20 protein-coding genes and 1 pseudogene are annotated in these 22,315 nt (G+C 48.2%); 9 read left to right on the forward strand and 12 right to left on the reverse strand.

The window, feature by feature from the left end; translation table 11 throughout:
* The first annotated feature begins 43 nt into the window (after positions 1 to 43).
* The 4 genes from BM334_RS09725 to BM334_RS09740 all read left to right on the forward strand — a co-directional run bounded on the left by BM334_RS09725 (position 44) and on the right by BM334_RS09740 (position 6,231).
* Positions 44 to 1,330, forward strand: coding sequence for an acetyl-CoA hydrolase/transferase family protein (locus tag BM334_RS09725; RefSeq protein ID WP_092841224.1), 1,287 nt, complete (start codon positions 44 to 46; stop codon positions 1,328 to 1,330).
* Between the two features lie 140 nt (positions 1,331 to 1,470).
* Positions 1,471 to 3,555: a cytochrome D1 domain-containing protein gene (locus tag BM334_RS09730; protein ID WP_092841226.1), complete on the forward strand. Its 2,085-nt coding sequence runs from the start codon at positions 1,471 to 1,473 to the stop codon at positions 3,553 to 3,555.
* Positions 3,556 to 3,557: 2 nt separating this feature from the next.
* Entirely contained in the window at positions 3,558 to 5,750 is a 2,193-nt protein-coding gene (locus tag BM334_RS09735; RefSeq protein WP_092841228.1) for a TonB-dependent receptor, read from the forward strand.
* A gap of 112 nt (positions 5,751 to 5,862) precedes the next feature.
* The gene (locus tag BM334_RS09740) at positions 5,863 to 6,231 is read left to right on the forward strand and encodes a MaoP family protein (protein WP_055438874.1); all 369 of its coding nucleotides are present in this window, start codon (positions 5,863 to 5,865) and stop codon (positions 6,229 to 6,231) included.
* On the opposite strand, the gene BM334_RS09745 is transcribed toward BM334_RS09740, so the two are convergent.
* From BM334_RS09745 to cutA, 12 genes are all read right to left on the reverse strand, one after another.
* On the reverse strand, positions 6,228 to 7,949 hold the full coding sequence (locus tag BM334_RS09745) for a GGDEF domain-containing protein (protein ID WP_092841230.1): 1,722 nt from the start codon (positions 7,947 to 7,949) through the stop codon (positions 6,228 to 6,230). The two genes, BM334_RS09740 and BM334_RS09745, sit on opposite strands and share 4 nt — an antisense overlap.
* A 79-nt stretch (positions 7,950 to 8,028) precedes the next feature.
* Positions 8,029 to 9,321 carry a phosphoribosylamine--glycine ligase gene (purD, locus tag BM334_RS09750; protein WP_092841232.1) on the reverse strand — a complete coding sequence of 431 codons (1,293 nt, stop codon included), beginning with the start codon at positions 9,319 to 9,321 and terminating at the stop codon, positions 8,029 to 8,031.
* Between the two features lie 11 nt (positions 9,322 to 9,332).
* A complete protein-coding gene (locus tag BM334_RS09755; protein ID WP_092841234.1) occupies positions 9,333 to 10,184 on the reverse strand; it encodes a class I SAM-dependent methyltransferase in 852 nt (283 codons plus the stop codon).
* 86 nt (positions 10,185 to 10,270) lie between these two features.
* Positions 10,271 to 11,839, reverse strand: a complete 1,569-nt coding sequence (gene purH / locus BM334_RS09760; RefSeq protein WP_092841236.1) for a bifunctional phosphoribosylaminoimidazolecarboxamide formyltransferase/IMP cyclohydrolase — start codon at positions 11,837 to 11,839, stop codon at positions 10,271 to 10,273.
* Positions 11,840 to 11,906: 67 nt separating this feature from the next.
* Entirely contained in the window at positions 11,907 to 12,200 is a 294-nt protein-coding gene (fis, locus tag BM334_RS09765) for a DNA-binding transcriptional regulator Fis (protein ID WP_055438870.1), read from the reverse strand.
* A gap of 18 nt (positions 12,201 to 12,218) precedes the next feature.
* Positions 12,219 to 13,184: a tRNA dihydrouridine synthase DusB gene (gene dusB, locus BM334_RS09770; protein ID WP_092841238.1), complete on the reverse strand. Its 966-nt coding sequence runs from the start codon at positions 13,182 to 13,184 to the stop codon at positions 12,219 to 12,221.
* Positions 13,185 to 13,308: 124 nt separating this feature from the next.
* Entirely contained in the window at positions 13,309 to 14,190 is an 882-nt protein-coding gene (gene prmA, locus BM334_RS09775) for a 50S ribosomal protein L11 methyltransferase (RefSeq protein WP_092841240.1), read from the reverse strand.
* Between the two features lie 5 nt (positions 14,191 to 14,195).
* Positions 14,196 to 15,545, reverse strand: a complete 1,350-nt coding sequence (gene accC, locus BM334_RS09780) for an acetyl-CoA carboxylase biotin carboxylase subunit (protein ID WP_092841242.1) — start codon at positions 15,543 to 15,545, stop codon at positions 14,196 to 14,198.
* Between the two features lie 23 nt (positions 15,546 to 15,568).
* Positions 15,569 to 16,030 carry an acetyl-CoA carboxylase biotin carboxyl carrier protein gene (gene accB / locus BM334_RS09785; RefSeq protein ID WP_092841244.1) on the reverse strand — a complete coding sequence of 154 codons (462 nt, stop codon included), beginning with the start codon at positions 16,028 to 16,030 and terminating at the stop codon, positions 15,569 to 15,571.
* A gap of 32 nt (positions 16,031 to 16,062) precedes the next feature.
* Positions 16,063 to 16,527, reverse strand: coding sequence for a type II 3-dehydroquinate dehydratase (aroQ, locus tag BM334_RS09790; RefSeq protein ID WP_092841245.1), 465 nt, complete (start codon positions 16,525 to 16,527; stop codon positions 16,063 to 16,065).
* 145 nt (positions 16,528 to 16,672) lie between these two features.
* Entirely contained in the window at positions 16,673 to 18,457 is a 1,785-nt protein-coding gene (locus tag BM334_RS09795) for a protein-disulfide reductase DsbD (protein WP_241970933.1), read from the reverse strand.
* Positions 18,454 to 18,777: a divalent-cation tolerance protein CutA gene (gene cutA, locus BM334_RS09800; RefSeq protein WP_092841247.1), complete on the reverse strand. Its 324-nt coding sequence runs from the start codon at positions 18,775 to 18,777 to the stop codon at positions 18,454 to 18,456. Before cutA ends, BM334_RS09795 begins: the two co-directional genes overlap by 4 nt.
* Positions 18,778 to 18,952: 175 nt before the next feature.
* Between cutA and BM334_RS09805 the strand changes: the two genes are divergently transcribed.
* The 5 genes and pseudogenes from BM334_RS09805 to BM334_RS12850 form a co-directional block, all read left to right on the forward strand.
* Positions 18,953 to 19,246 (forward strand): co-chaperone GroES, encoded by a 294-nt coding sequence (locus tag BM334_RS09805; protein ID WP_092841250.1) that lies wholly within the window; start codon positions 18,953 to 18,955, stop codon positions 19,244 to 19,246.
* 12 nt (positions 19,247 to 19,258) lie between these two features.
* Complete coding sequence (gene groL, locus BM334_RS09810; protein ID WP_092841252.1) at positions 19,259 to 20,893, forward strand: chaperonin GroEL; 1,635 nt, start codon at positions 19,259 to 19,261, stop codon at positions 20,891 to 20,893.
* Between the two features lie 212 nt (positions 20,894 to 21,105).
* Entirely contained in the window at positions 21,106 to 21,435 is a 330-nt protein-coding gene (locus BM334_RS12640; RefSeq protein ID WP_126801833.1) for a hypothetical protein, read from the forward strand.
* A gap of 23 nt (positions 21,436 to 21,458) precedes the next feature.
* Entirely contained in the window at positions 21,459 to 21,905 is a 447-nt protein-coding gene (locus BM334_RS09815; RefSeq protein WP_126801834.1) for an integrase core domain-containing protein, read from the forward strand.
* A gap of 152 nt (positions 21,906 to 22,057) precedes the next feature.
* A pseudogene (locus BM334_RS12850) lies at positions 22,058 to 22,315 on the forward strand (hypothetical protein); the annotation flags it as partial.

Here is a 22,315-nt window from a genome sequence, read left to right on the forward strand (position 1 = left end):
TTGCCAATTGATATGGCAAAAATGTACCTGAAAAGGAGCCACTATGCTCGTGCAAAATGCGGTAGAAGCCCTCGAAATTCTAGAAAATAATGATGTTATTTGGTGCCAGTCTATGGCTGCAACGCCATACAAGTTGTTGGAAGGTCTTGCAGAAGTGGCTTTGCAACGTAGAAATTTAACCTTGCTGCAGTTGCATACCGAGCACAGCGAAATACTCAGTGACCCACAGCTAGAAGGACATTTACGCCAGCGGGCCTACTTTGTGGGTAAGTCTACCCGAGCTGCGGTTAATCAAGGCTTGGCTGATTATGTACCTATATTCTTGTCTGAAATTCCAAAGCTCTTCCGTTCTGGTGAGCAGCATCTAGATGCCGTATTAATTCAAGTCTCTCCACCAGACCAGCATGGTAACTGTAGCCTAGGTATTTCCGTTGAGGCTACTCGAGCAGCCTTGCAAGTAGCACGTAAAGTCATTGCTTGGGTCAATCCACAAATGCCACGCACCCATGGCGACTCCTTTATTTCTTTAAAGCAAATTGACCGCTATTTTGAATTTTCGGCGCCAATGCCGTTGCATTTGCAGCCGGAACAGTCGGCTATTACCACGCAAATCGGTGAGCGGGTTGCTAGCTTAATTAACGACGGCGACTGTTTACAAATGGGCATAGGTGCTATTCCTGACGCAACCTTGCGCTGCTTAGGTAATCACCAAGACCTCGGTATTCATACTGAGATGTTTTCTGACGGCGTATTGCCGCTGGTTGAAAGTGGCGTCATAAATAACTCACGCAAACGCAAGCACCGTGGCCGTATTGTCACCACATTTGCAATGGGAAGCCAAGCACTCTATGACTTTGTCGATGATAACCCCATGGTGGCGTTTTTAGATGTGGAATACACCAATGACACGTCAGTAATACGGCAAAACAAGCAAGTGATGGCCATTAACAGTGCTTTGCAAATTGATTTGAGTGGCCAAGTTTGTGCGGATTCCATGGGTACCAAAATTTATTCAGGCGTTGGCGGGCAGATGGACTTTGTACGTGGTGCAAGTTTGTCAGAAGGCGGCCGTTCAGTTATTGCGCTACCAGCAACCGCGTGCGGTGGAACCGTATCGCGTATTAGCAGCATGCTAAACCCAGGTGCGGGTGTGGTGACCACCCGGGCGCACGTGCATTATGTGGTGACAGAGTATGGTGTCGCGAATTTACGTGCAAAAAGCCTAACCGAGCGTGCTGAAGCATTAATTAACATATCCGCCCCACAGTTTCGCGAAGAGTTAGCAAAACAGGCATGGCAAGACTGGGGATTAAAGGTGCGTACCTCATAAGAGATACCCACCATGGCCCAAAAACCCTACTTACATTAGTGATATAGATCAAAAAACAAACATGTACTAGGCTTAGTATCAGATCAGCTTTACCAGACATGAATGTCTTATTTCAAGAGTGTCCACAAGGAGGACGTCTAATGAAAACTAAAGTGGTAACAAAGTTGTATCCGAAACTATCGATACTGGCAGCAGCAACAGGGTTGTTGTTGACTGCAGTAAGCCCAGTTGCTTCAGCTTCTGATGACGGCAAGAAAGCCTATGAGGCGAATTGCCAAGCCTGCCACCAACCGAACGGTAAAGGGTTAGCTGGTGCATTCCCTCCATTAGCGGGTAATCCGAACGTTACTGGCGACAAACTACATGTAGTACGTACTATCTTAAAAGGTATGTCTGGCCCACTCGAGGTAAACGGCCAAAAATTTAACGCAGTGATGCCACCTATGCAGCACATTAGTGACGAAGACATTGCTGATATCGCCAGTTATGTGTTGTCGAGTTGGGGCAACACAGGTGGCAAAGTTACGGAAGACGAAGTGGAAGGTGTGCGGGTTGAGCTGGGGTTGAAAGACCGAGCTGAAGGTCAGCCGCATCAAGGCTCAACCGCCGCCGAAGTTTCCTACAAAGGCGCGCCGTCGGCTGTGAAAGGCGGCAAAATGATGAAAACACCTGGCGCTCCAGACATTAGTGAAGAAGAGTTCGCCAAAGCGCAGGAAATTTACTTCCAACGCTGCGCGGGGTGTCATGGCGTGCTCCGTAAAGGCGCAACGGGTTTGCCACTCACCACCGATATTACTCAGCAAAAAGGCACCGATTACCTCAAAGCCCTAATTAATTTTGGCTCGCCAGGTGGTATGCCGAACTGGGGAACCTCAGGTGAATTGACCGCCGAACAAATTGATATGATGGCACGTTTCTTACAGCATGAGCCGCCAACGCCTCCAGAGTGGGGCATGAAAGAAATGAAAGACTCATGGGTTGTACACGTGAAGCCGGAAGATCGTCCGAAAAAGCCACAGCATAACTATGACGTTGACAATATGTTTGCTGTAACTCTGCGTGACGCTGGTGAAGTAGCTATTATTGATGGGGCCAGCAAAAAAATTCTAAACTACGTGAAAACCGGTTATGCCGTGCATATTTCGCGTGCTTCAAGCTCAGGCCGTTATTTCACTACCATTGGCCGTGATGGCAAAATCGACTTAATCGATTTGTACATGAACCCACCACAAGTGGTTGCTGAAATTAAAATTGGTTTAGAAGCGCGTTCGGTTGAGAACTCACGCTTTAAGGGCTATGAAGATAAAATCGCCATTGCTGGCGCTTACTGGCCACCGCACTATGTGCTTATGGATGGTCAAACCCTTGAGCCGAACAAAATAGTTTCTACTCGTGGCATGACTGTGGATACCCAAGAGTATCACCCAGAGCCGCGCGTGGCTGCGATTGTTGGCTCGCACAAACACCCTGAGTTTATCGTAAACGTGAAAGAAACTGGGCAAATTAAGCTGGTGAACTATTCCGACATAGATAACTTGCAGGTGACTACCATTGATGCCGCACCGTTCTTGCACGATGGTGGTTGGGATCGTTCTGGCCGTTACTTCATGACTGCCGCAAACGAGAACGACACCATTGCCGTGGTTGACGCACAAGACCGCGAACTTGAAGCGTTGATTCCGGTAAAACGGATTCCACACCCCGGCCGAGGTGCCAACTTTGTTGACCCTGAGTATGGTCCAGTGTGGGCAACTAGTGCTTTGGGTAATGCCGATATCACGCTCATTGGTACCGACCCAGATAACCACAAAGATAACGCCTTTAAAGTGGTTCGTGTGCTAGAAGGCCAAGGCGGTGGTTCGCTGTTTATTAAAACCCATCCGAAGTCGAATAACCTTTGGGTTGATACTCCGTTTAACCCTGATGCCAAAATATCGCAATCTGTTGCGGTGTTTAACATCGATAATCTTGACGCCGGATACGAAGTGCTGCCAATTGGTGAATGGGCTGACCTAGGCCCAGGCCCTAAACGTATCGTTCAGCCAGAGTACAACATGGCGGGTGACGAAGTTTGGTTCTCGGTTTGGAGCGGCCAAGAAGAAGAATCGGCAATTGTCGTTGTGGACGATAAAACACGCAAACTGAAACATGTCATCAAGGGTGAAAAAATGGTCACCCCAACTGGCAAGTTCAACAACTACAACACACGGAACGAGGTGTACTAAGCGTGAGATCATCAGCACTTGCTGGTGTTGTGGCGGGGGCAGTCGGTGTACTGCCCTCGTTAACACTGGCTTTACCACAAGATGTGAACAAAGCAGAAGCAGCTCAGCAAGAGCAGATAATGGAAACAATTACCGTGGTTGCTCACCGGCAACCACGGCAACTTTCAGAGGTTGCTGGAACGGTCTCAATTATTAGTGAAGAAGACCTACAGCGTAATGTGGTACTTAACGCATCTGATATGGTGCGTTATCAACCTGGAGTCGAACTCGATGACACTACTAGCCGGTTTGGTCACAGCGGTTTTCGTATTCGTGGCATTGGCGGTAACCGTACCGCAGTCGTAATTGATCAAATACCCGTCGCAGATTATTTTGCGGTGGGAACCTATTCAAACACCGGCCGAGGCTTACTAGAGCTGGGTTTGGCCAGTCGCGTAGAAATTCTACGTGGTCCAGCGTCAACGCTTTATGGCAGCAAAGCCCTGGGTGGTGTTGTTGCGGTAAACTTATTAGATACTGAAGATGTGCTCACCACGGCCAACTACGGCTCACGAATACAATTCGGTGTGAATAGCGATAGTAACCGAGCCAAGGTGATGGCGGCGACTGCGTTCGCTGATAATGACACAAGCTTTATGGTCGCAGCCGCAGTTCAGTATGGGCAAGATATGCAGTCAGAAGGGCTCGCCAGTGATAAGCGAGACCATCAACATCGCCGTCAACAAGCCGTATTATTGCGCGCAGCAACTGACTCAGGGCTTGGCGAATGGCGCGTTACCCTAGATTTGCAACGCGAATCGCGAGATACCGATATTAACTCGGTAATAGGCAGCGGGCGGCTAGTGGCAACGACCAGCCTTATTGGAGATGACAGCCGCGATCAATATCGTATAGTGGCTGATTTAGATATGGCCCCAACAGCTTGGGTTGACCGAGGGCAATGGCGTGTTTATCAACAGCACAGCGACATTGAGCAAGACTCTTATGAACAGCGCATGCTGCTGCCAGAACCGCTGGACATACAACGGTTATTTGACTTTTCTCAAGAAACCTCTGGTATTGGTGCTGACTTAGAGACCGATCTACGGCTTGCTAAAATGCGTCATCGTCTGGGCTACGGATTTGAAATATCTAGCTCTGTCTTAGAAGATCAGCGTGACGCGTTGCAAACAAATTTAACCACCGGCGTGTCAACCAACGTGTTACTCGGGGAAACTTTTCCATTGCGCGATTTTCCGCGCTCGCGAGTTACTGAGCTTGGTGTTTACGTACACGATGAGTTTCAACTGTGGCCTGACGGTCCGGTGATTAGTCCTGGACTGCGTTATGAGCACTATCGCTTGCGAACCCGAGACGATGCATTATTTGAATTACGCTACCCAAATACCGAAGTGACCGATTTAACCCATGATGCATGGTTGCCGAAGTTGGGCATTGTGTGGCCGCTTGCTGGAAACACGGAGTGGTTTGCGCAATATGCACGTGGTTACCGTGCGCCGCCATTCTCGGACGTTAATATTGGCTTGTATTATCCACAGTTTAACGTGCTCGCAATTGCAAACCCCGATTTAAAAGCCGAACGTGGCTACGCATTTGAAACTGGCGTTCGCGGGCGTTCTGCCGAAAGAGAGTGGTCATTAACCGCTTACCATAATCGCTATAGTGACTTTATTCAAAGCCGGGCATCGCTTGGCTTCGATCCTGTACGAGGTCTACTCGTGTTCCAATCAATAAACCGCGATAAAGTGGTCATAGAGGGCCTAGAAGCGACTTTTTCACAACAACTGAGTGATTCTTGGTCTACCGCACTTAGCGCTGAATACAGCCGTGGTGAGGACCGTCAAAGCGGTCGTGCCATTGCTGATGTTGCTCCACCGCGGGCTATCGCTGAAATACAATACAGTGCTGACGCTTGGGACTCTCGACTTATACTCACTGCCGTACGCGGGCAGCGCGATTTGGTTGACGAAGGCGGGGCGGAGTTGTTCTCGGCGCCAGGCTATGCGACGCTAGACTGGCTAACGCGTTGGTATGTGAATACCGATACCAACATTAGTGTAGGCGTGTTTAACTTAACCGATAGACAGTATTGGCGTAACTCGCGCGTTAGCGGTATCGCCGAAAACGACCCTCAACTGGCTGTGCTTGCCGAGTCGGGCTTAAGTGTTGGCGCGGCACTTTATTATACTTTTTGAAGCCAAAACGCGAATATTTGTTGACAAACTTTAGTTTCGCCTCTATATCGTCAGTGACGCATAGAGGCGTTACCGTTTACCTGTAGTTGTTGGTCTGGAGGATGGGCACACAATGGCAACAATGAACCGTGATCAAATTATCAAGAAGCCGTTTAACGACTTCAAAAACTATCCATACGGGTTCGCTCGTTCGGGTGATTTTTCTATTCGCGAAAGTGACTTAATTGCGAAACATGGCAGCTTGATTGCAGCTTTGATGAGCGGCGAGTTAGAGCCAGAGTCAGCCGAAGAGCAATCATTGCTCTCTGTTGCTCGAGGTGAAAAAGCCGCAGAGTCGCCAATTGAAAAAGCATGGTCAAAATATCAAGCACGTATTAATCGCCCGAAAGTAGGCAGCATGTACGGCCGTAGCCGCTACACTGACGACGCTTTCGAAATTAGCGGTGGTGGCGATGATGACGACTTGGTGGTTGAAGACTAGCTAAGCAAATGCACAGTGCTGGTGGACTTCGTTTTCGCCAGCGCTTTTGCTGCTGACGCCAGTGCAGCGACATCTTGGTGAGACACACAAGTTGCCGAATCAATGTTTACCACTCCTATAGCTAACCCGAGCAAGCAAAAAAACTGCATATCACCGTTGCGGTCTTGCGCTTGAATCCCCCCAGCAAGCCTATCGTTGTCATGATAAAAGTCGGCCACACCGTTGTCGAAAAGATGAATAACTTGTTCACAGAACTCACGCCACGGGTGTTTTTCGGTAAATAACGCGACAAAGTCATCACCACCAACGTGGCCAACAAAAATGTTATCTACTTGCGCAAGTTGGCTTAGAATTTGACCTAACCACTGTAAAACCCGGTCGCCATTACCGTAACCATAATAGTCGTTGTAGGGCTTGAAGTTATTTAAATCAAAGTAGGCAACATAAAAGCTTGGGTAGCTTTGTAAGTAGCTTTCAATTTCTTGATGAATAGGTACGTTACCAGGCAGTAAGGTTAACGGATTTGCATGGCGAGCACTTTGTAAACGCAAATCAGTAATCGTTTTAAGTATACTTCTAACGGACACAATGCCTTGGTAAATACCGTTTTCGGTGACCAAGATTTGTCGATGCACTTCTACTGCAGAGTCTTCAGTAACTAGTTCGCTCACCAGCTCCAAAGGCGTATGGCAATCAACCACCAGTGGGTTGGTTTCCATCAGTTTGCCAATGGGCTTATTGCCATACAACGACCGCCCAAATGAACTGCTAAACGTTTCCAGCAGTTGCTCGCGGCGTACACCACCCAATACATTGCCATGTTCAATAACAGGTAACGACATAATTTCTTTGTTATTGATAAAGTAATCCAGCACTTTCAGGCTTGGCATATCGGGGCTTACGGTCGGTACTTGTTCAACCAATGCAGCAATAATATCTTTGCGCGCCTGCCGAAAACTATCAATCACTTGGTGTACACGTTGGCTCACTTGCAGTTGCAGCGTAGGTGCAGGGTAGCCAATAAAATATCCTTGAGCTAAGGTCACGCCTAATCGCTGCAGTTCGCGTAATTCAAACTCTGTTTCAATGCCCTCGGCAATAACTTCCGCGCCAAGGGCACGCGCCGTTGTAATAATACTACGGACAAACTCGCGCTTAATTGGCGACAAGTGTATTTCTTGAATAAAGTACCGATCAATTTTCACAAAGTCAGGCATCAGTTCAGCCCAAATTGTGAGTCCAGCATAGGCTGAGCCCAAGTCATCTAGGGCAATTTTAAAGCCTTGTTTACGATACTGCGTGATTACGTTTTTCAGTTTATTGATATTATTTAACGGAAACTGTTCAGACAGCTCGATAACAATTTGTGATGGCGGAAATCCGGCGAGCTCGGCTTCTCTTATCGTCATTCCCCGCGGGAAACTAGGGTCATAAAGTGTATTGGGGTTAGCATTTATAAACAGTAGCCCTTCGTGGGTAAAGCGAGCATAGCTTTGTAACGCAGCGCGGCGACAAGCTATTTCAAGTTCGTTTGATTGCCCAATGCGCTCGGCATAGGCGAATAATTCGCGGGGCATGGCAAGGGGATGTTCGCTTGGTCCACGAATGAGTGATTCATAGCCAATAATGGCGCTTTGATGAAGATTAACAATTGGCTGGAAATGAGCTTGTAAGTCGGAAAATTGAAGACCAACCTCTACAGCTTGAGCGCACTGCATAAAAAACCTAACTAGAAGCGAATTTGAACTACAGATTCTAGTTAGGTTTTATTAAATTACTGTGACAGATAGTGCCCAGTTAACTTGCTTGCTCGCGGCGAATAGCACGATGGGCAATATCAGTGCGATAGTAGACATTATCCCATGACACTTTGCTCACGCCTGCGTAAGCGGTTTGCTGTGCTTGGGTCACGGTATCACCTAATGCGGTCACGCAAAGTACGCGGCCACCAGCGGTTACCAATTGATTATTATCGTTTAATGCGGTGCCCGCGTGGAACACTTTGGTACCTTCTGCCTCGGCTTCAGTAATGCCCTCAATGACCGCGCCTTTGCCGTAGTTATCTGGGTAGCCGCCGGCGGCCATCACTACACCCACGCTAGCACGCGGATCAAAGGCAATATCACGACCAGACAGTTGACCAGCACACGCTGCTTGACACAATTCCACCAAATTTGACTGTAAGCGCAGCATGATAGGTTGTGTTTCTGGGTCACCAAAGCGGCAGTTGTATTCCAGTACCTTGGCGGTACCGTCAGGCGCTATCATTAAGCCCGCATATAAAAAGCCAGTATACGGATGCCCCTCTGCAGCCATGCCTTCAACGGTTGGCTGAATAACGTTTTGCATAACCCAGTCATGAACGTCTGGGGTTACCACAGGGGCGGGCGAATACGCACCCATGCCACCGGTATTTGGACCTTTGTCGCCGTTATCGCGGGCTTTATGATCTTGGCTCGATGCAAACGGCAATGCAGTCTTGCCATCAACCATAACTATAAAACTGGCTTCTTCACCCACTAAAAACTCTTCAATAACAACGCGGCTACCGGCCTCACCAAAGCGATTACCGGCAAGCATGTCGTCAATGGCGGCAAAAGCTTCGTCTTGATTTTGCGCAATAATGACGCCTTTGCCCGCAGCTAATCCGTCAGCTTTGATCACAATAGGCGTGCCATGCTGCTCAACGTAAGCTTTCGCTTGCTGAACGTCAGTGAAGGTACCGTAGGCAGCTGTAGGAATGTTATGACGAGCCAAGAAGTCTTTGCTAAAGGCTTTTGACCCTTCCAATTGCGCTGCGCCTTGTGTTGGACCAAAAATCGCTAAGTCAGCTGCGCGAAATACATCAACCACGCCCAATACCAATGGCGCTTCAGGGCCCACGATAGTTAGGTCAATATGGTTTTGCTGCGCAAATGCCAATAAGCCGTTGACGTCGTCAGCGGCTATGGGCACATTTTTTATATTCGGTTCAAGTGCAGTGCCGGCATTACCAGGTGCAACAAATACGGTATTTACATTCTCGGCTTGTGCCGCTTTCCATGCCAAGGCATGCTCACGGCCGCCGCCGCCAATCACCAATACGTTCATGAACTCTCTCGTTAATTTTTAGGTTTCACAAATTTAAGGGTAAACCGATCACTCTCACCAATGGCTAAGTAGTCATCGCGATTTTCGTCACCAAGCCGCAGAGTTGGTGGTAATGTCCAAACGCCGCGTGGGTGGTCTGCGTTATCGTTCGGGTTTGCGTTAATTTCGCTTCGTTCTGCTAGCTCAAAACCAACAGCTTCAGCCATGGCAATGGCGTAGCTTTCTTTCATGTAACCGGTATTTTCCATGTCCGCATCTGGGCGCGTTTCCGGTAAGCGATGATCAACCACACCTAACACCCCACCAGGCTTCAAGGCATCATAAAACTGTCGAAACGCTTGTTGCACGGCTTCATCGCTACCGCCCATGTACCAATTATGAAGGTTACGGAAGGTTAAAACTAAATCTGTACTGTTTGCGGGAGCGATTAATTTTGTACCAGCAGGCGAAAATTCGGTGACAATGACTTTAGAAAAGTTAGCGTCCGTTGCCACGCGCTCAACAAACCGAGCACGCGAACGTTGATAAAACTCGCTGTTTGTTTCGCTAGGAAAGTGAGCCGCATAAAGTGTGCCTTGCTGCTTTAAGTACGGCGCTAAAATTTCAGTGTACCAACCACCGCCTGGGGAAATTTCAACCACTGTCATGTCAGGGGTAATGCCGAAAAACTGCAGGGTTTCCAAAGGATGACGATAGTCGTCACGCGCGCGATTCGCGTCACTACGATCAGTACTGGCGACTACCGTCGCTAACGAGTCTGTCGCTTCAACCGATTGGGGAGATTGATCATTTGAACATCCCCAAAGGCCAACCACAGTCAAGGATACAACTAGAGATGTCAACATACCGCTTTTTAAGGTCATTGCCGTGCTCCTAACGTTGTTAAAGTTCACTCATCCTAAACCGTGGTTTGCTATTGGGCAAATAATCCGTCGTTTACGCTGTTCAATTAATGACGGAAATGACGCATGCCGGTAAAGACCATGGCAATGCCATGCTCATTAGCTGCAGCGATGATTTCTTCGTCACGAATGGAACCACCCGGCTGAATAATCGCCTTAATACCGGCAGCCGCTGCCGCATCAATACCATCGCGGAATGGGAAAAACGCGTCTGAAGCCATGACTGAACCGGCCACTTCAAGGCTCTCGTCGGCGGCTTTAATGCCAGCAATTTTGGCGCTGTACACGCGGCTCATTTGCCCTGCGCCAACACCAATAGTCATGCCGTCTTTGGCATACACAATCGCGTTTGATTTCACGAATTTTGCGACTTTCCAGCAGAACATCAAATCATTCAGCTGTTCAGCTGTGGGCTGCACTTCGCTAACTATTTTTAAGTCGTCGAGCGTAATTTCACCATGGTCGCTGTCTTGCACCAGTAGCCCACCGTTAACTCGCTTAAAGTCATAGGCGGCTGGGCGCTTGGCTTCCCAAGTTCCGCACTCAAGCAAACGCACATTTGCTTTTCCAGCGACAATGTCACGCGCTTCGCTACTGACTACTGGGGCAATGATCACCTCAACGAACTGACGTTCAACAATGGCTTTTGCGGTTGCGGCATCAAGTTCGCGGTTGAAGGCAATAATGCCGCCAAAGGCCGAAGTCGGGTCGGTTTTAAATGCACGGTTGTAGGCTTCGAGCGCAGTATCAGCTACAGCCACACCACATGGGTTTGCGTGCTTAACAATGACACAGGCCGGTTGGTCAAATGACTTCACACACTCAAGGGCTGCATCGGTATCAGCAATATTATTGAACGACAGTTCTTTGCCCTGTAGTTGTTTGGCAGTGGCTACAGATGCTTCCGCTGGCTGTGCTTCAACATAGAAGGCGGCACTTTGGTGGCTATTTTCGCCGTAGCGTAAGTCTTGTTTCTTCACAAACTGCGCGTTAAATGTGCGCGGAAACTTGCTGTTTTGCTGCGGTAAACGAGCGCCGAAGTAATTGGCAATCATGCCGTCGTACTGTGCCGTGTGCTCAAAGGCTTTAATTGCTAAGTCAAAACGAGACGCAAAGGTTAAGCTATTTTCGTTAGCGTCCATTTCAGCAATCACCGCGTCATAGTCACTCGCGTTAACCACAATGGTGACATCGCGATGATTTTTTGCGGCCGCACGCACCATGGTAGGGCCGCCAATGTCGATATTTTCAACCGCGTCTTCGTGGCTACAGTTAGGGTCTGCTACGGTTTGTGCAAAGGGGTATAGATTCACCGCGACGAGATCAATCGGTGCAATGTCTTGCTCATTCATAACCGCTTGGTCTTGGTCGCGACGGCCTAAAATACCGCCGTGAATTTTCGGGTGTAGTGTTTTGACCCGACCGTCCATGATCTCATTTTGCCCGGTGTGCTCTGACACATCGGTAACCGGCAGTTGATGTTCACGTAGTAATTTGGCGGTACCGCCGGTGGAAAGAATAGTTACGCCGCGCTGCACGAGCGCTTGTGCAAAGGCGACAATTCCAGTTTTGTCAGAAACACTTAAAAGGGCGCGTTGAATAGGACGATGTTGCATGGTGCTCTACCTTTTTGATGTCTACAAAGAAAAAAAGAGCACACAGGGCGCTCTTTTTTAGGGGCAATTAATTCATGCCGTATTTTTTCAGCTTCTTACGCAAGGTACCGCGGTTGATGCCGAGCATCGTCGCGGCGCGGGTTTGATTACCACGCGTGTAGGTCATGACCTCTTCCAACAACGGAGCTTCAAGCTCTGCCAAAACCAATTCGTAAAGCTCTTCTGGGTCTTGCCCGTCAAGTTGCTTTAAGAACGAGTTCATTGCTTGCTTCACCGAGTCACGCAATGGCTTCGGTTGGGCGTTATTACCTAAAGTGGTAAATGGAGAAATCGGGTCACGATTTGCGTTTTGATCAAACATAGGTGCGCTCTATCTCTTCTAGTTTACTGTTGCAAAAAACTTCGTGAGAGCTTCAATTTGCTCGTCGGCATGTTCTATACCAACAAACTCTCTCCGAAATGCTGATGCAGGTTGCTGTTGTTGCAAATACCAACCCACATGTTTTCTGGCAATCCTTACTCCACTGAATTCGCCGTAATGCGTATGCAGGTTTGCGACATGGCGCAAAACCACTTCACGAACTTCATCGATGCTCGGTGGAGCAAGCTGTTCGCCCGTTGCCAAATAATGCGCAATTTCGCGAAACAGCCACGGATTACCTTGGGCACCTCGGCCAATCATAATGGCATCGGCACCCGTGTAATCGAGAACCTGTTTGGCTTTTTCTGGCGACGTAATATCACCATTGGCCACCACAGGAATTCGCACAGCGGCTTTAATTGCACGAATGGTGTCGTATTCTGCGTCACCTTTGTACATACAAGCGCGAGTTCGGCCATGAACCGCCAATGACTGAATACCAAGTTGCTCGGCAAGCTTAGCAATATCAACACCGTTGCGGTTATCTGGGTTCCACCCTGTGCGAAATTTTAGCGTTACAGGTACATCAACTGCGTTGACCACGGCCTTGATAATTTCTTCAACAAGGTCGGGGTATTGCAGTAATGCAGAACCTGCAAGCTTCTTATTCACCTTCTTAGCTGGGCAGCCCATGTTGATGTCAATGATCTGAGCGCCATTCTCGACATTGTGCCGAGCTGCTGCCGCCATTAACTCAGGCTCTGCTCCAGCGATTTGCACGGCTCGAATACCAGGTTCGTCAGCGTGGGCCATTCGGTCCCGCGACTTTTTGGTGTCCCACACCTGCGGATTGCTCGAAAGCATTTCGGACACGGTAAGCCCAGCCCCCAACTCACGACATAAGCGTCGAAAGGGAAGGTCGGTGACTCCAGCCATAGGCGCGAGTATTACCGGATTGTCTAATTGATAAGTGCCGATCCGCATCGGTTAAAAACTGTGCAACTCAAGGGTGGGAAATTTTAGGGAATTTGGCGGCTAAAGAAAAGGCTGTAATTTGTACAAAAGCCGCCTTTTTTGCACTTTTTGCTCTTGACAAATCGCGCGAATATTACCGTTTACGCTTCGCGTGTAGCATCACCCAGCCTTCTTTGATTTGCGCAGGGCTAAAATCAAAGTGTTCAGCATAGGCTGCTTGTACGTCTTCAATTTGCCGCTCAAGAATGCCCGACATCACTAATTCGCCATCATCAGCGACATAATCGCTAATCACGCTCGCAAGCTCTTGTAGCGGCCCAGCAAGAATATTTGCGACCACCACATCGGCTTTGAGTAACGGCTGATTTGCTGGCAAATAAACTTCGAGTTGCTCGGCAACACCGTTGCGTTCGGCGTTTTCTTTACTGGCAATTAGGGCTTGTTTATCAATATCAACGCCTACTGCGCGCTTGGCGCCCAGCAGTAAAGCACCAATAGCAAGAATGCCCGAACCACAACCAAAGTCGACCACTGTTTTAGCGGACAAGTCTTGACCGTCAAGCCAGCCTAGACACAACGCCGTTGTCGGGTGAGTGCCGGTACCAAAGGCCATGCCAGGGTCTAGCATAATATTGACGGCGCTTGGGTCTGGAATATCGCGCCAACTAGGGCAAACCCACAACCGCTTGCCAAATTGAATTGGATGAAAGTTATCCATCCACTCGCGTTCCCAGTCTTTATCTTCAAGTTGGTCGGTTTTGTACTGTAGGCCGTTTTTGAAGTAACTCGACTTTTGCAAGTTAGCAATAATGGGCTGCATATTGGTTTGGGCTGGAAATAAACCGGTAACTAAGGTTTCTTGCCAATACACCAATTCGCCAATAGGGGGTTCAAATATCGGATTATCTTGGGCGTCACGGTAGGTGACGGCCATAGCACCATTGCCTTCAAGCATGTCCCCAATAAGTGGGGCATGCTTTTCAGGCGCAGAAATAGTTAGTTGAATCCAAGGCATAGGGGTTAGTGACCACCCATGCCAAGTTTCTTCTCAAGATAATGAATGTTGGTACCGCCGTGCTGGAAGTTTTCATCAGCCATGATGTCTTTCTGCAACGGCACATTGGTTTTGATGCCTTCAATAATCAGCTCACTCAGGGCATTGCGCATGCGGGCAATGGCCACATCGCGGTTTTCACCGTAAGTAATGAGCTTACCAATCATCGAGTCATAGTTAGGCGGTACTTTATAGTCCGCATACACATGTGAGTCCCAACGAACGCCTAAGCCACCTGGTGGATGAAAGCGACTAATTAAGCCCGGTGAAGGGACGAACGTGTTCGGATCTTCCGCGTTAATACGGCACTCAACCGCATGCCCGCGAATCACGATATCTTCTTGTGAAATAGATAACTGACGACCCGCAGCAATGCGCAGCTGCTCTTTAATTAGGTCGATACCGGTTACCATTTCGGTCACTGGGTGCTCCACCTGAATACGGGTGTTCATTTCAATGAAATAAAACTCACCGTTTTCGTACAAGAACTCAAAAGTACCCGCGCCGCGATAACCAATTTCAATACATGCTTTCGCACAGCGTTCACCGATAAACTTACGCATTTCAGGCGTAATACCAGGTGCTGGCGCTTCTTCTACCACCTTTTGATGGCGACGCTGCATGGAGCAATCACGCTCACCTAAGTAAACCGCGTTACCTTGGCCATCAGCGAGTACCTGAATTTCAATGTGACGTGGGTTTTCTAGGAATTTCTCCATATAAACCATGTCATTACCGAACGCAGCACCGGCTTCAGCTTTCGTGGTGCTAATAGCGCGCACTAATTCGTCTTCTTTGCGCACCACGCGCATGCCACGGCCACCGCCGCCACCGGCCGCTTTCACAATAACCGGGTAACCAATACGCTTGGCGATTTTCTTGTTGGTTGCGTCGTCGTCACCTAATGGGCCGCCAGAACCTGGCACACAAGGAACACCGGCTTTTTTCATGGCTTCAATGGCCGATACTTTATCGCCCATTAAGCGAATAACATCTGCCGTAGGGCCGACAAAAATAAAGCCGGAATTTTCAACTTGCTCAGCAAAATCAGCGTTCTCAGCTAAAAAGCCATAGCCTGGATGAATTGCGGCCGCGTCAGTGATTTCCGCAGCACTAATTATGCGCGGAATGTTTAAGTAACTGTCAGTGGCTGGCGCGTTACCAATACAGATAGACTCATCGGCTAGTAAAACGTGCTTTAAGTTACGATCAACGGTTGAGTGCACCGCCACAGTTTTAATACCGAGTTCTTTACATGCGCGCAGTACGCGCAACGCAATCTCGCCTCGGTTTGCTATCACTACCTTATCTAACATGACAATGTCCTGTATCGATATACTTATTCGATGACAAACAGAGGCTGGTCGAACTCTACCGGCTCGCCGTTCTCAACAAGAATTTGCTTCACCACGCCGCCTTTGTCGGCTTCAATTTGGTTCATCATCTTCATGGCTTCAACAATACACAGGGTTTCACCTGCTTTAACTTGTTGGCCAACGGTCACAAAATCAGCGGCGCCCGGAGCTGGAGCTGCATAGAAGGTACCCACCATCGGTGATTTAACCACGTGACCAGAAAATTCTGGTGCCGCCGGTGCTTCAGCTGGAGCACCGGCTGGCGCTGCGGGTGCCGGCGCTGGTGCGTGGGCATACTGCTGTGGCGGTAATTGATAATGCATTGGCGCGCTTTGGCTGCCGCCGCGGTGAATACGTACTGACTCTTCACCTTCGGTAATTTCTAATTCGGCAATGCCTGACTCTTCGACGAGTTCAATAAGCTTTTTAATTTTACGAATATCCATGCCTGTTTTAACCCCAATAAATGTCTAGAAAGTTATGACTGTGAAAGTTGCTGTTTGGCTGCTTGCAACGCAAAGTCGTAGCCCTGCGCGCCAAAACCACAAATAACACCAGTTGCGATATCTGCTAAATAGGAATGCTGGCGAAATGCTTCGCGAGCGTGAATATTGGAAAGATGAATTTCAATAAACGGAATAGCTACACCGGCCAAAGCGTCGCGTAACGCAATACTTGTATGGGTGTATGCGCCCGGATTAATGAGAATGAAGTCAACGTGAGTTGTACGTGCCTCGTGCACCCAATCAATAAGTTGGTGCTCGGCATTTGATTGACGACAATCCAAAGTAATGCCTATGGCTTCGGCTTGTTCACGCAGGTGATGTTCAATTTGGTCAAGCGTGGCATGACCATACACATCGGGTTCACGGGTGCCTAGCAAATTCAGGTTAGGCCCGTTAAGCAAGAGAACTCTGTGTTTTTTCTGGTTATTTGTCGTCATAATGCTGCTATCTGCTGCGAACGTTATTGTATTGATATTAGAGGCCAGTATAGGCCTCTAGTTCAACCGTTATTTCAGCATTATAGAGAAAAAATGCAGATAAGCAGCAAAATACTGGTCTTATCACCGCCGATCGCAGCAAGTTTTAACGTGTTTTTAACGCATTAATGTGTTCAGTAAAAGTTTCGGGCGGCATAAACCCAGTGACACGCGAGCGACTTATCTCTTGTTGTTGCGCGAAGAAAACAATACTTGGTAAGCCGAGAACCTGAAACCGCTGCAAAATTGCGTTATTTTCAGGTGAATTCAACGTCACGTCGGCTTGTAGCAGCAGCATGTCTGAGGTTGCCGCCTGTACCGTTTCGTCGGCAAAGGTTTTGCGCTCAAAGTCTTTACAGGCAACACACCAATCGGCATACAGGTCAAGCATGACCAGCTGGTTATTGCGTTCGGCACGTTGCAGCGCCTGCTCAATTTCTGCAACACTCGAAACCTGTTCAAATGGCAGACTATGGTGTGGCTGCGGCCACCAACTGACGATCAATACAGCACCGATGGCAATCCATGCGGCGGTGAATCGCGCAGCCGCTTTGGTTGATAATTCACGCAAGTCGTTTGCGGCCAAATAGACAACGCTGGCAGCGATATATATCACCCACAACCAGTCGGCTACAACGTAAGGAATAAGCCGTTCCACTAACACCAGCGCAACGCCCAGCAATACCACGCCGAAAAGGCGCTTAATGGTGTTCATCCACGCGCCGGCTTTTGGCAGCAATTTACCACCGGTAACGCCAAACACTAATAAAGGTAGGCCCATGCCCACACTAAGCGCGTATAAAACGGCGCCGCCAATACTAATGTCGCCAGACTGCGCAATGAATAACAAAACACCTGATAATGGTGCGGTGGTGCAAGGCGAAGCGATTAACCCAGAAACGGCACCCATAACAAAGACGCTTGAATGCGCGCCACCGCGCTGTGATTGGCTTAACTGGTTAAAGTAGTTCTGCCAGCGCTGCGGCAGCTGCAGGGTGTATACGCCAAACATACTTAATGAAAGCACGACAAAAACAACGGCTAAGGTGATGAGTATGACCGGGTGTTGCAACATGGCTTGATAGCGTAGCCCCGCCAAAGCAACCACAATACCCAGTAGCGAATAGGTTATGGCCATGCCTTGTACATAAGCTAGGCTGAGGGTAAAGGCACGGCGGGTGCTCAGTTGCTTGGTGGCGTTGTTCGATTGACCCATAATAATAGCCGAAATAATCGGATACATAGGCAACACACACGGGGTAAAGGCCAAACCAATACCAAGTACAACAAACATTAATAACACCAACCACAGTGGCTTTTCACTAATGGTGTCAAAAAAACTGGAGGTATTTTGCTGGCTATTTTCGGCCACTTGGGCGAAGTCAATTGCTTCACCGCCTTCACCCTGAACAGCGGTTAAATAGACAGTTTTTTCAGTCGGCGGGTAACATAAGCCTGCATCGGCACAGCCTTGATACGAAATAACAAACTCTTGATCAGTTGTGGCTGAATGCAGCGTGTAGGTAATTTGAACCGAATCGCGATAGACGGTCGTTTCGCCGAAAAATTCATCAAAGTGCGCTTCGCCGGACGGAAGTTCTGGCTGTTCGGCCAGCTTTACCGCAGATTTAACCTGAAACCGATGCTGGTACATATAATAGCTGTCAGCAATGTCCCACATCAAAGTAAGTTCATTGCCTTTTTGCTGAAACTCAAATTTGAACGCTTCGTCCACTGGCAGAAATTGGTTCTGCTGCGCAAACACATCATTTTGGGGAAGTTCAAATTGGCTTTGCACAGCATGTGCTGACGGCGTACTACACAGCAATGTCGCGAAAAAGAGTACGGTATACGCCATTAAATAACGAAGAGGGTACAGCTTATTGATCATGGTTTGGTTACCTGTTCTAGCCACGCTAGGTAATCGCGCGAACCTTCGGTTATGGGCAAAGCAATTAATTCTGGCACATCGTACGGATGCGCGGCTTGAATCAGATCAAATAACGCGGTGACAGCTTGCTGTGTCGTCTTTATTTGCATAACCACTTCTTCTTCAGCGTGAATGTGATCGTCCCACCAGTACATTGACGTACTGGCAGCGGAGATATTCACGCAAGCGGCCAGTCGTGCGCGCAACACTTTGTCAGCAATTGCTTTTGCTACGTGTTTGTCCGGACAGCTACAAAGAACTAAGCGAAATTCAGTTTGCATAAGCTCACCTTGGTAACGTTTTGCTCAGTATACGAAAACAAAAAAAATTTATCAGAAAACCTTGATATCAATTTTTTCTCCCCCATAAACAGGGGCACATACATTTTTTAACAGCTCCGGCTCATCACTGGGGCAGTGTTATTAACCACAACCTTAGGTTTAGGAGTTATCAACGATGAAACTTCGTCCTTTACATGATCGTGTGATCATCAAGCGCTCGGAAGCAGAAACCAAATCTGCCGGTGGTATTGTGCTGACTGGTTCAGCAGCAGAAAAATCAACTCGCGGTGAGGTTGTTGCCGTAGGCAATGGTCGCATTTTGGACAATGGTGACGTGAAAGCGTTAGACGTAAAAGTGGGCGACACGGTGCTATTCAACGAAAGCTACGGTGTGAAAACTCAGAAGATCGACGGTGAAGAATACCTGATCATGAGTGAGTCTGACATTCTTGCGATCATCGAAGGTTAAGGAGAAACGAACATGACAGCTAAAGAAGTAAAATTTGGTAACAATGCACGTCAGCGCATGCTTAAAGGTGTGAACGTTCTTGCTGACGCAGTGAAAGTTACTTTGGGCCCGAAAGGCCGTAACGTTGTTTTAGAAAAATCATTTGGCGCGCCACTAATCACCAAAGACGGTGTTTCAGTGGCCAAAGAAATCGAGCTTGAAGACAAGTTCGAGAACATGGGCGCACAAATGGTAAAAGAAGTCGCGTCTAAAGCAAACGATGAAGCGGGTGACGGTACCACCACTGCAACCGTTTTAGCGCAGGCTATCGTTAACGAAGGCCTAAAAGCAGTTGCTGCGGGCATGAACCCAATGGACCTCAAACGTGGTATTGATAAAGCAGTTATCGCTGCTGTTGCTGAGCTGAAAGAATTGTCTCAGCCGTGCAACAACTCAAAAGCGATTGCGCAAGTTGGTACCATTTCAGCAAACTCTGACGCCACTATTGGCGAAATCATTGCCCAAGCGATGGACAAAGTGGGTCAAGAAGGTGTAATTACCGTTGAAGAAGGCCAAGCGTTACAAGACGAGCTTGAAGTGGTTGAAGGTATGCAGTTTGACCGCGGCTACTTATCGCCATACTTCATCAACAATCAAGAAAACGGCTCAGTTGAATTAGACAGCCCGTTCATCTTGTTGGTTGATAAGAAAATCTCAAACATTCGCGAATTACTGCCGGTACTTGAAGGTGTTGCGAAATCAGGCAAGCCATTATTGATCATCGCGGAAGATGTTGAAGGCGAAGCCTTAGCAACTTTGGTTGTGAACAACATGCGCGGTATCGTAAAAGTTGCAGCCGTAAAAGCTCCTGGTTTTGGTGACCGTCGTAAAGCCATGTTGCAAGATATCGCTGTATTAACTGGTGGTAATGTCATTTCAGAAGAGATTGGCATGGAGCTAGAAAAAGCGCAGCTAGAAGACTTAGGTACTGCGAAACGCGTGGTGATCAACAAAGATAACACCACCATTGTTGATGGTAGCGGCGATGCAGCAGCCATTGAAGGTCGCGTTAGCCAAATTCGCCAGCAAATTGAAGAAACCACTTCAGACTACGACCGCGAAAAACTGCAAGAGCGCTTAGCTAAATTAGCTGGCGGTGTTGCGGTAATCAAAGTGGGCGCAGCCACTGAAATGGAAATGAAAGAGAAGAAAGCGCGCGTTGAAGATGCCCTGCATGCAACTCGTGCGGCGGTTGAAGAAGGTGTGGTACCTGGTGGTGGTGTTGCCTTGGTTCGCGCAGCTAGTAAATTAGCTGACTTACGTGGCGACAACGAAGACCAAAACGTCGGTATCAAGTTGGCATTGCGCGCTATGGAAGCACCATTGCGTCAAATCTCAACGAACGCTGGCGCCGAAGCATCAGTAGTCGCGAACAACGTGAAAAACGGTGAAGGCAACTATGGCTACAACGCAGGCAACGATACCTATGGCGACATGCTAGAAATGGGTATTTTGGATCCAACCAAAGTAACGCGTTCAGCACTGCAATTTGCAGCATCAGTGGCAGCATTGATGATTACCACTGAAGCTATGGTTGCTGAAATTCCAAAAGACGAACCAGCTGCACCAGATATGGGTGGCATGGGCGGAATGGGCGGCATGATGTAATTTCGGTTGCATCATAAAATCCATTTAAAAACAATTAGTTGATATTGGTGTAGACGCAATTGTAGACATCAATGTAGACAGTCAGAAAAGGGGAGGTGTTTCGGCATCTCCCTTTTTATTTGTGAACACAGCAAAGGCTAAAAATCTTGTTGCTTTTATTTATCAAATTGTTATAAACGCTTTATAACAAATCAATAAAAGCACGGACGTTCATGCAAACTCAACAAGGAAGTACCCCGCTTTTGCGCGCGTTCGTACTCGTATTTCTGTTCATTATTTCGTTTTCAGCGTTTGCGCAGACAGCCGAGGATTGCAATGATCCGGTTGTCATGTCGGGAACATCAGAATCATCTTCAAACTGTGAACCAACTCAGCCAATTGAGATATCCCCAAAGTTGATCGCGCCCTGGGCACAATCAGGTGGGCTTGTTGCCGATGCATACGATGGTGTAGTGCATGGCTTGTCGCTGATCCAGAGGTGGGAGCGGTGTTGGGTGAGCCCGGTGTATCTGGTGGTGCTGCAACATATCAATTGCCAATAACGTTGCCGCCAGGACGAAATAATATGACACCATCGGTTGCGTTTTCTTATTCGTCTCGCACATTTAATGTCATTGATGACTTTAATCGCGAAGTTTTAGGTATCGATATTGCGACCAGCATGCCGTCGTTGCGCGTCATACGCTATCTTGACCAACTTGCTGAGTGGCATGGTTACCCTGAGAAAATTCGGGTTGATAATGGCAGCGAATTCACCTCGGAAGTGTTTGTAAATTGGGCAAAAGCACATGACATTATGATTGATTACATTAAACCCGGTTGCCCATATCAAAACGCCTACATTGAACGATTTAACCGAACTTATCGTGATGATGTACTCGATTGCTACATCTTCAACAACCTGAACGAAGTGAAGCAAATAACCGAAGACTGGATTGAGCTATACAACAACGAACGACCGCACGATTCACTCAATGACATGACGCCACTTGAGTACCGAAATGCGGCATAAATACTCTACGAGATGACTGTGTTATAAATGGGGTATTTACATACGATGACTTACACCGTTTAACGAGCAGTAGTTTAAGCTCGGGTGGAACCATTTCGTACAGCTACGATGCTACTGGCAACTTAACGCAGAAAAGTGATTACGCGCGTAGTATGAGCTACGGCGTAAGCGGCAAGAGCAATACCGGTAATGCAGGGCCGAACGCATTACTTAGCGCGACACTTATTGGCGGTGGCAGCGCAAATTTTAGTTACGACAATAACGGCAACTTAATTAGTGGCGCAGGCAAGAGTATTGCCTACAATGCTATGAACAAGCCGACCCACATTGTTGCTGGTGGCACCACGGTTAGCTTTGCTTACGCTGCCAATGGGCAGCGCTATAAGAAGGTTATTGGCGGCACTAAAACA

The sequence above is a fragment of the Pseudidiomarina donghaiensis genome (assembly GCF_900116895.1).
GTDB classification, from domain to species: Bacteria; Pseudomonadota; Gammaproteobacteria; order Enterobacterales; family Alteromonadaceae; genus Pseudidiomarina; species Pseudidiomarina donghaiensis.

Bases quoted from the DNA above. Each gene is read 5' to 3' on its own strand.
- BM334_RS09725 (WP_092841224.1), top strand. From the start codon at position 44: ATGCTCGTGCAAAATGCGGTAGAAGCCCTCGAAATTCTAGAAAATAAT.
- BM334_RS09730 (WP_092841226.1), top strand. From the start codon at position 1,471: ATGAAAACTAAAGTGGTAACAAAGTTGTATCCGAAACTATCGATACTG.
- BM334_RS09740 (WP_055438874.1), top strand. From the start codon at position 5,863: ATGGCAACAATGAACCGTGATCAAATTATCAAGAAGCCGTTTAACGAC.
- BM334_RS09745 (WP_092841230.1), bottom strand. From the start codon at position 7,949: ATGCAGTGCGCTCAAGCTGTAGAGGTTGGTCTTCAATTTTCCGACTTA.
- purD (WP_092841232.1), bottom strand. From the start codon at position 9,321: ATGAACGTATTGGTGATTGGCGGCGGCGGCCGTGAGCATGCCTTGGCA.
- BM334_RS09755 (WP_092841234.1), bottom strand. From the start codon at position 10,184: ATGACCTTAAAAAGCGGTATGTTGACATCTCTAGTTGTATCCTTGACT.
- purH (WP_092841236.1), bottom strand. From the start codon at position 11,839: ATGCAACATCGTCCTATTCAACGCGCCCTTTTAAGTGTTTCTGACAAA.
- fis (WP_055438870.1), bottom strand. From the start codon at position 12,200: ATGTTTGATCAAAACGCAAATCGTGACCCGATTTCTCCATTTACCACT.
- dusB (WP_092841238.1), bottom strand. From the start codon at position 13,184: ATGCGGATCGGCACTTATCAATTAGACAATCCGGTAATACTCGCGCCT.
- prmA (WP_092841240.1), bottom strand. From the start codon at position 14,190: ATGCCTTGGATTCAACTAACTATTTCTGCGCCTGAAAAGCATGCCCCA.
- accC (WP_092841242.1), bottom strand. From the start codon at position 15,545: ATGTTAGATAAGGTAGTGATAGCAAACCGAGGCGAGATTGCGTTGCGC.
- accB (WP_092841244.1), bottom strand. From the start codon at position 16,030: ATGGATATTCGTAAAATTAAAAAGCTTATTGAACTCGTCGAAGAGTCA.
- aroQ (WP_092841245.1), bottom strand. From the start codon at position 16,527: ATGACGACAAATAACCAGAAAAAACACAGAGTTCTCTTGCTTAACGGG.
- BM334_RS09795 (WP_241970933.1), bottom strand. From the start codon at position 18,457: ATGATCAATAAGCTGTACCCTCTTCGTTATTTAATGGCGTATACCGTA.
- cutA (WP_092841247.1), bottom strand. From the start codon at position 18,777: ATGCAAACTGAATTTCGCTTAGTTCTTTGTAGCTGTCCGGACAAACAC.
- BM334_RS09805 (WP_092841250.1), top strand. From the start codon at position 18,953: ATGAAACTTCGTCCTTTACATGATCGTGTGATCATCAAGCGCTCGGAA.
- groL (WP_092841252.1), top strand. From the start codon at position 19,259: ATGACAGCTAAAGAAGTAAAATTTGGTAACAATGCACGTCAGCGCATG.
- BM334_RS12640 (WP_126801833.1), top strand. From the start codon at position 21,106: ATGCAAACTCAACAAGGAAGTACCCCGCTTTTGCGCGCGTTCGTACTC.
- BM334_RS09815 (WP_126801834.1), top strand. From the start codon at position 21,459: ATGACACCATCGGTTGCGTTTTCTTATTCGTCTCGCACATTTAATGTC.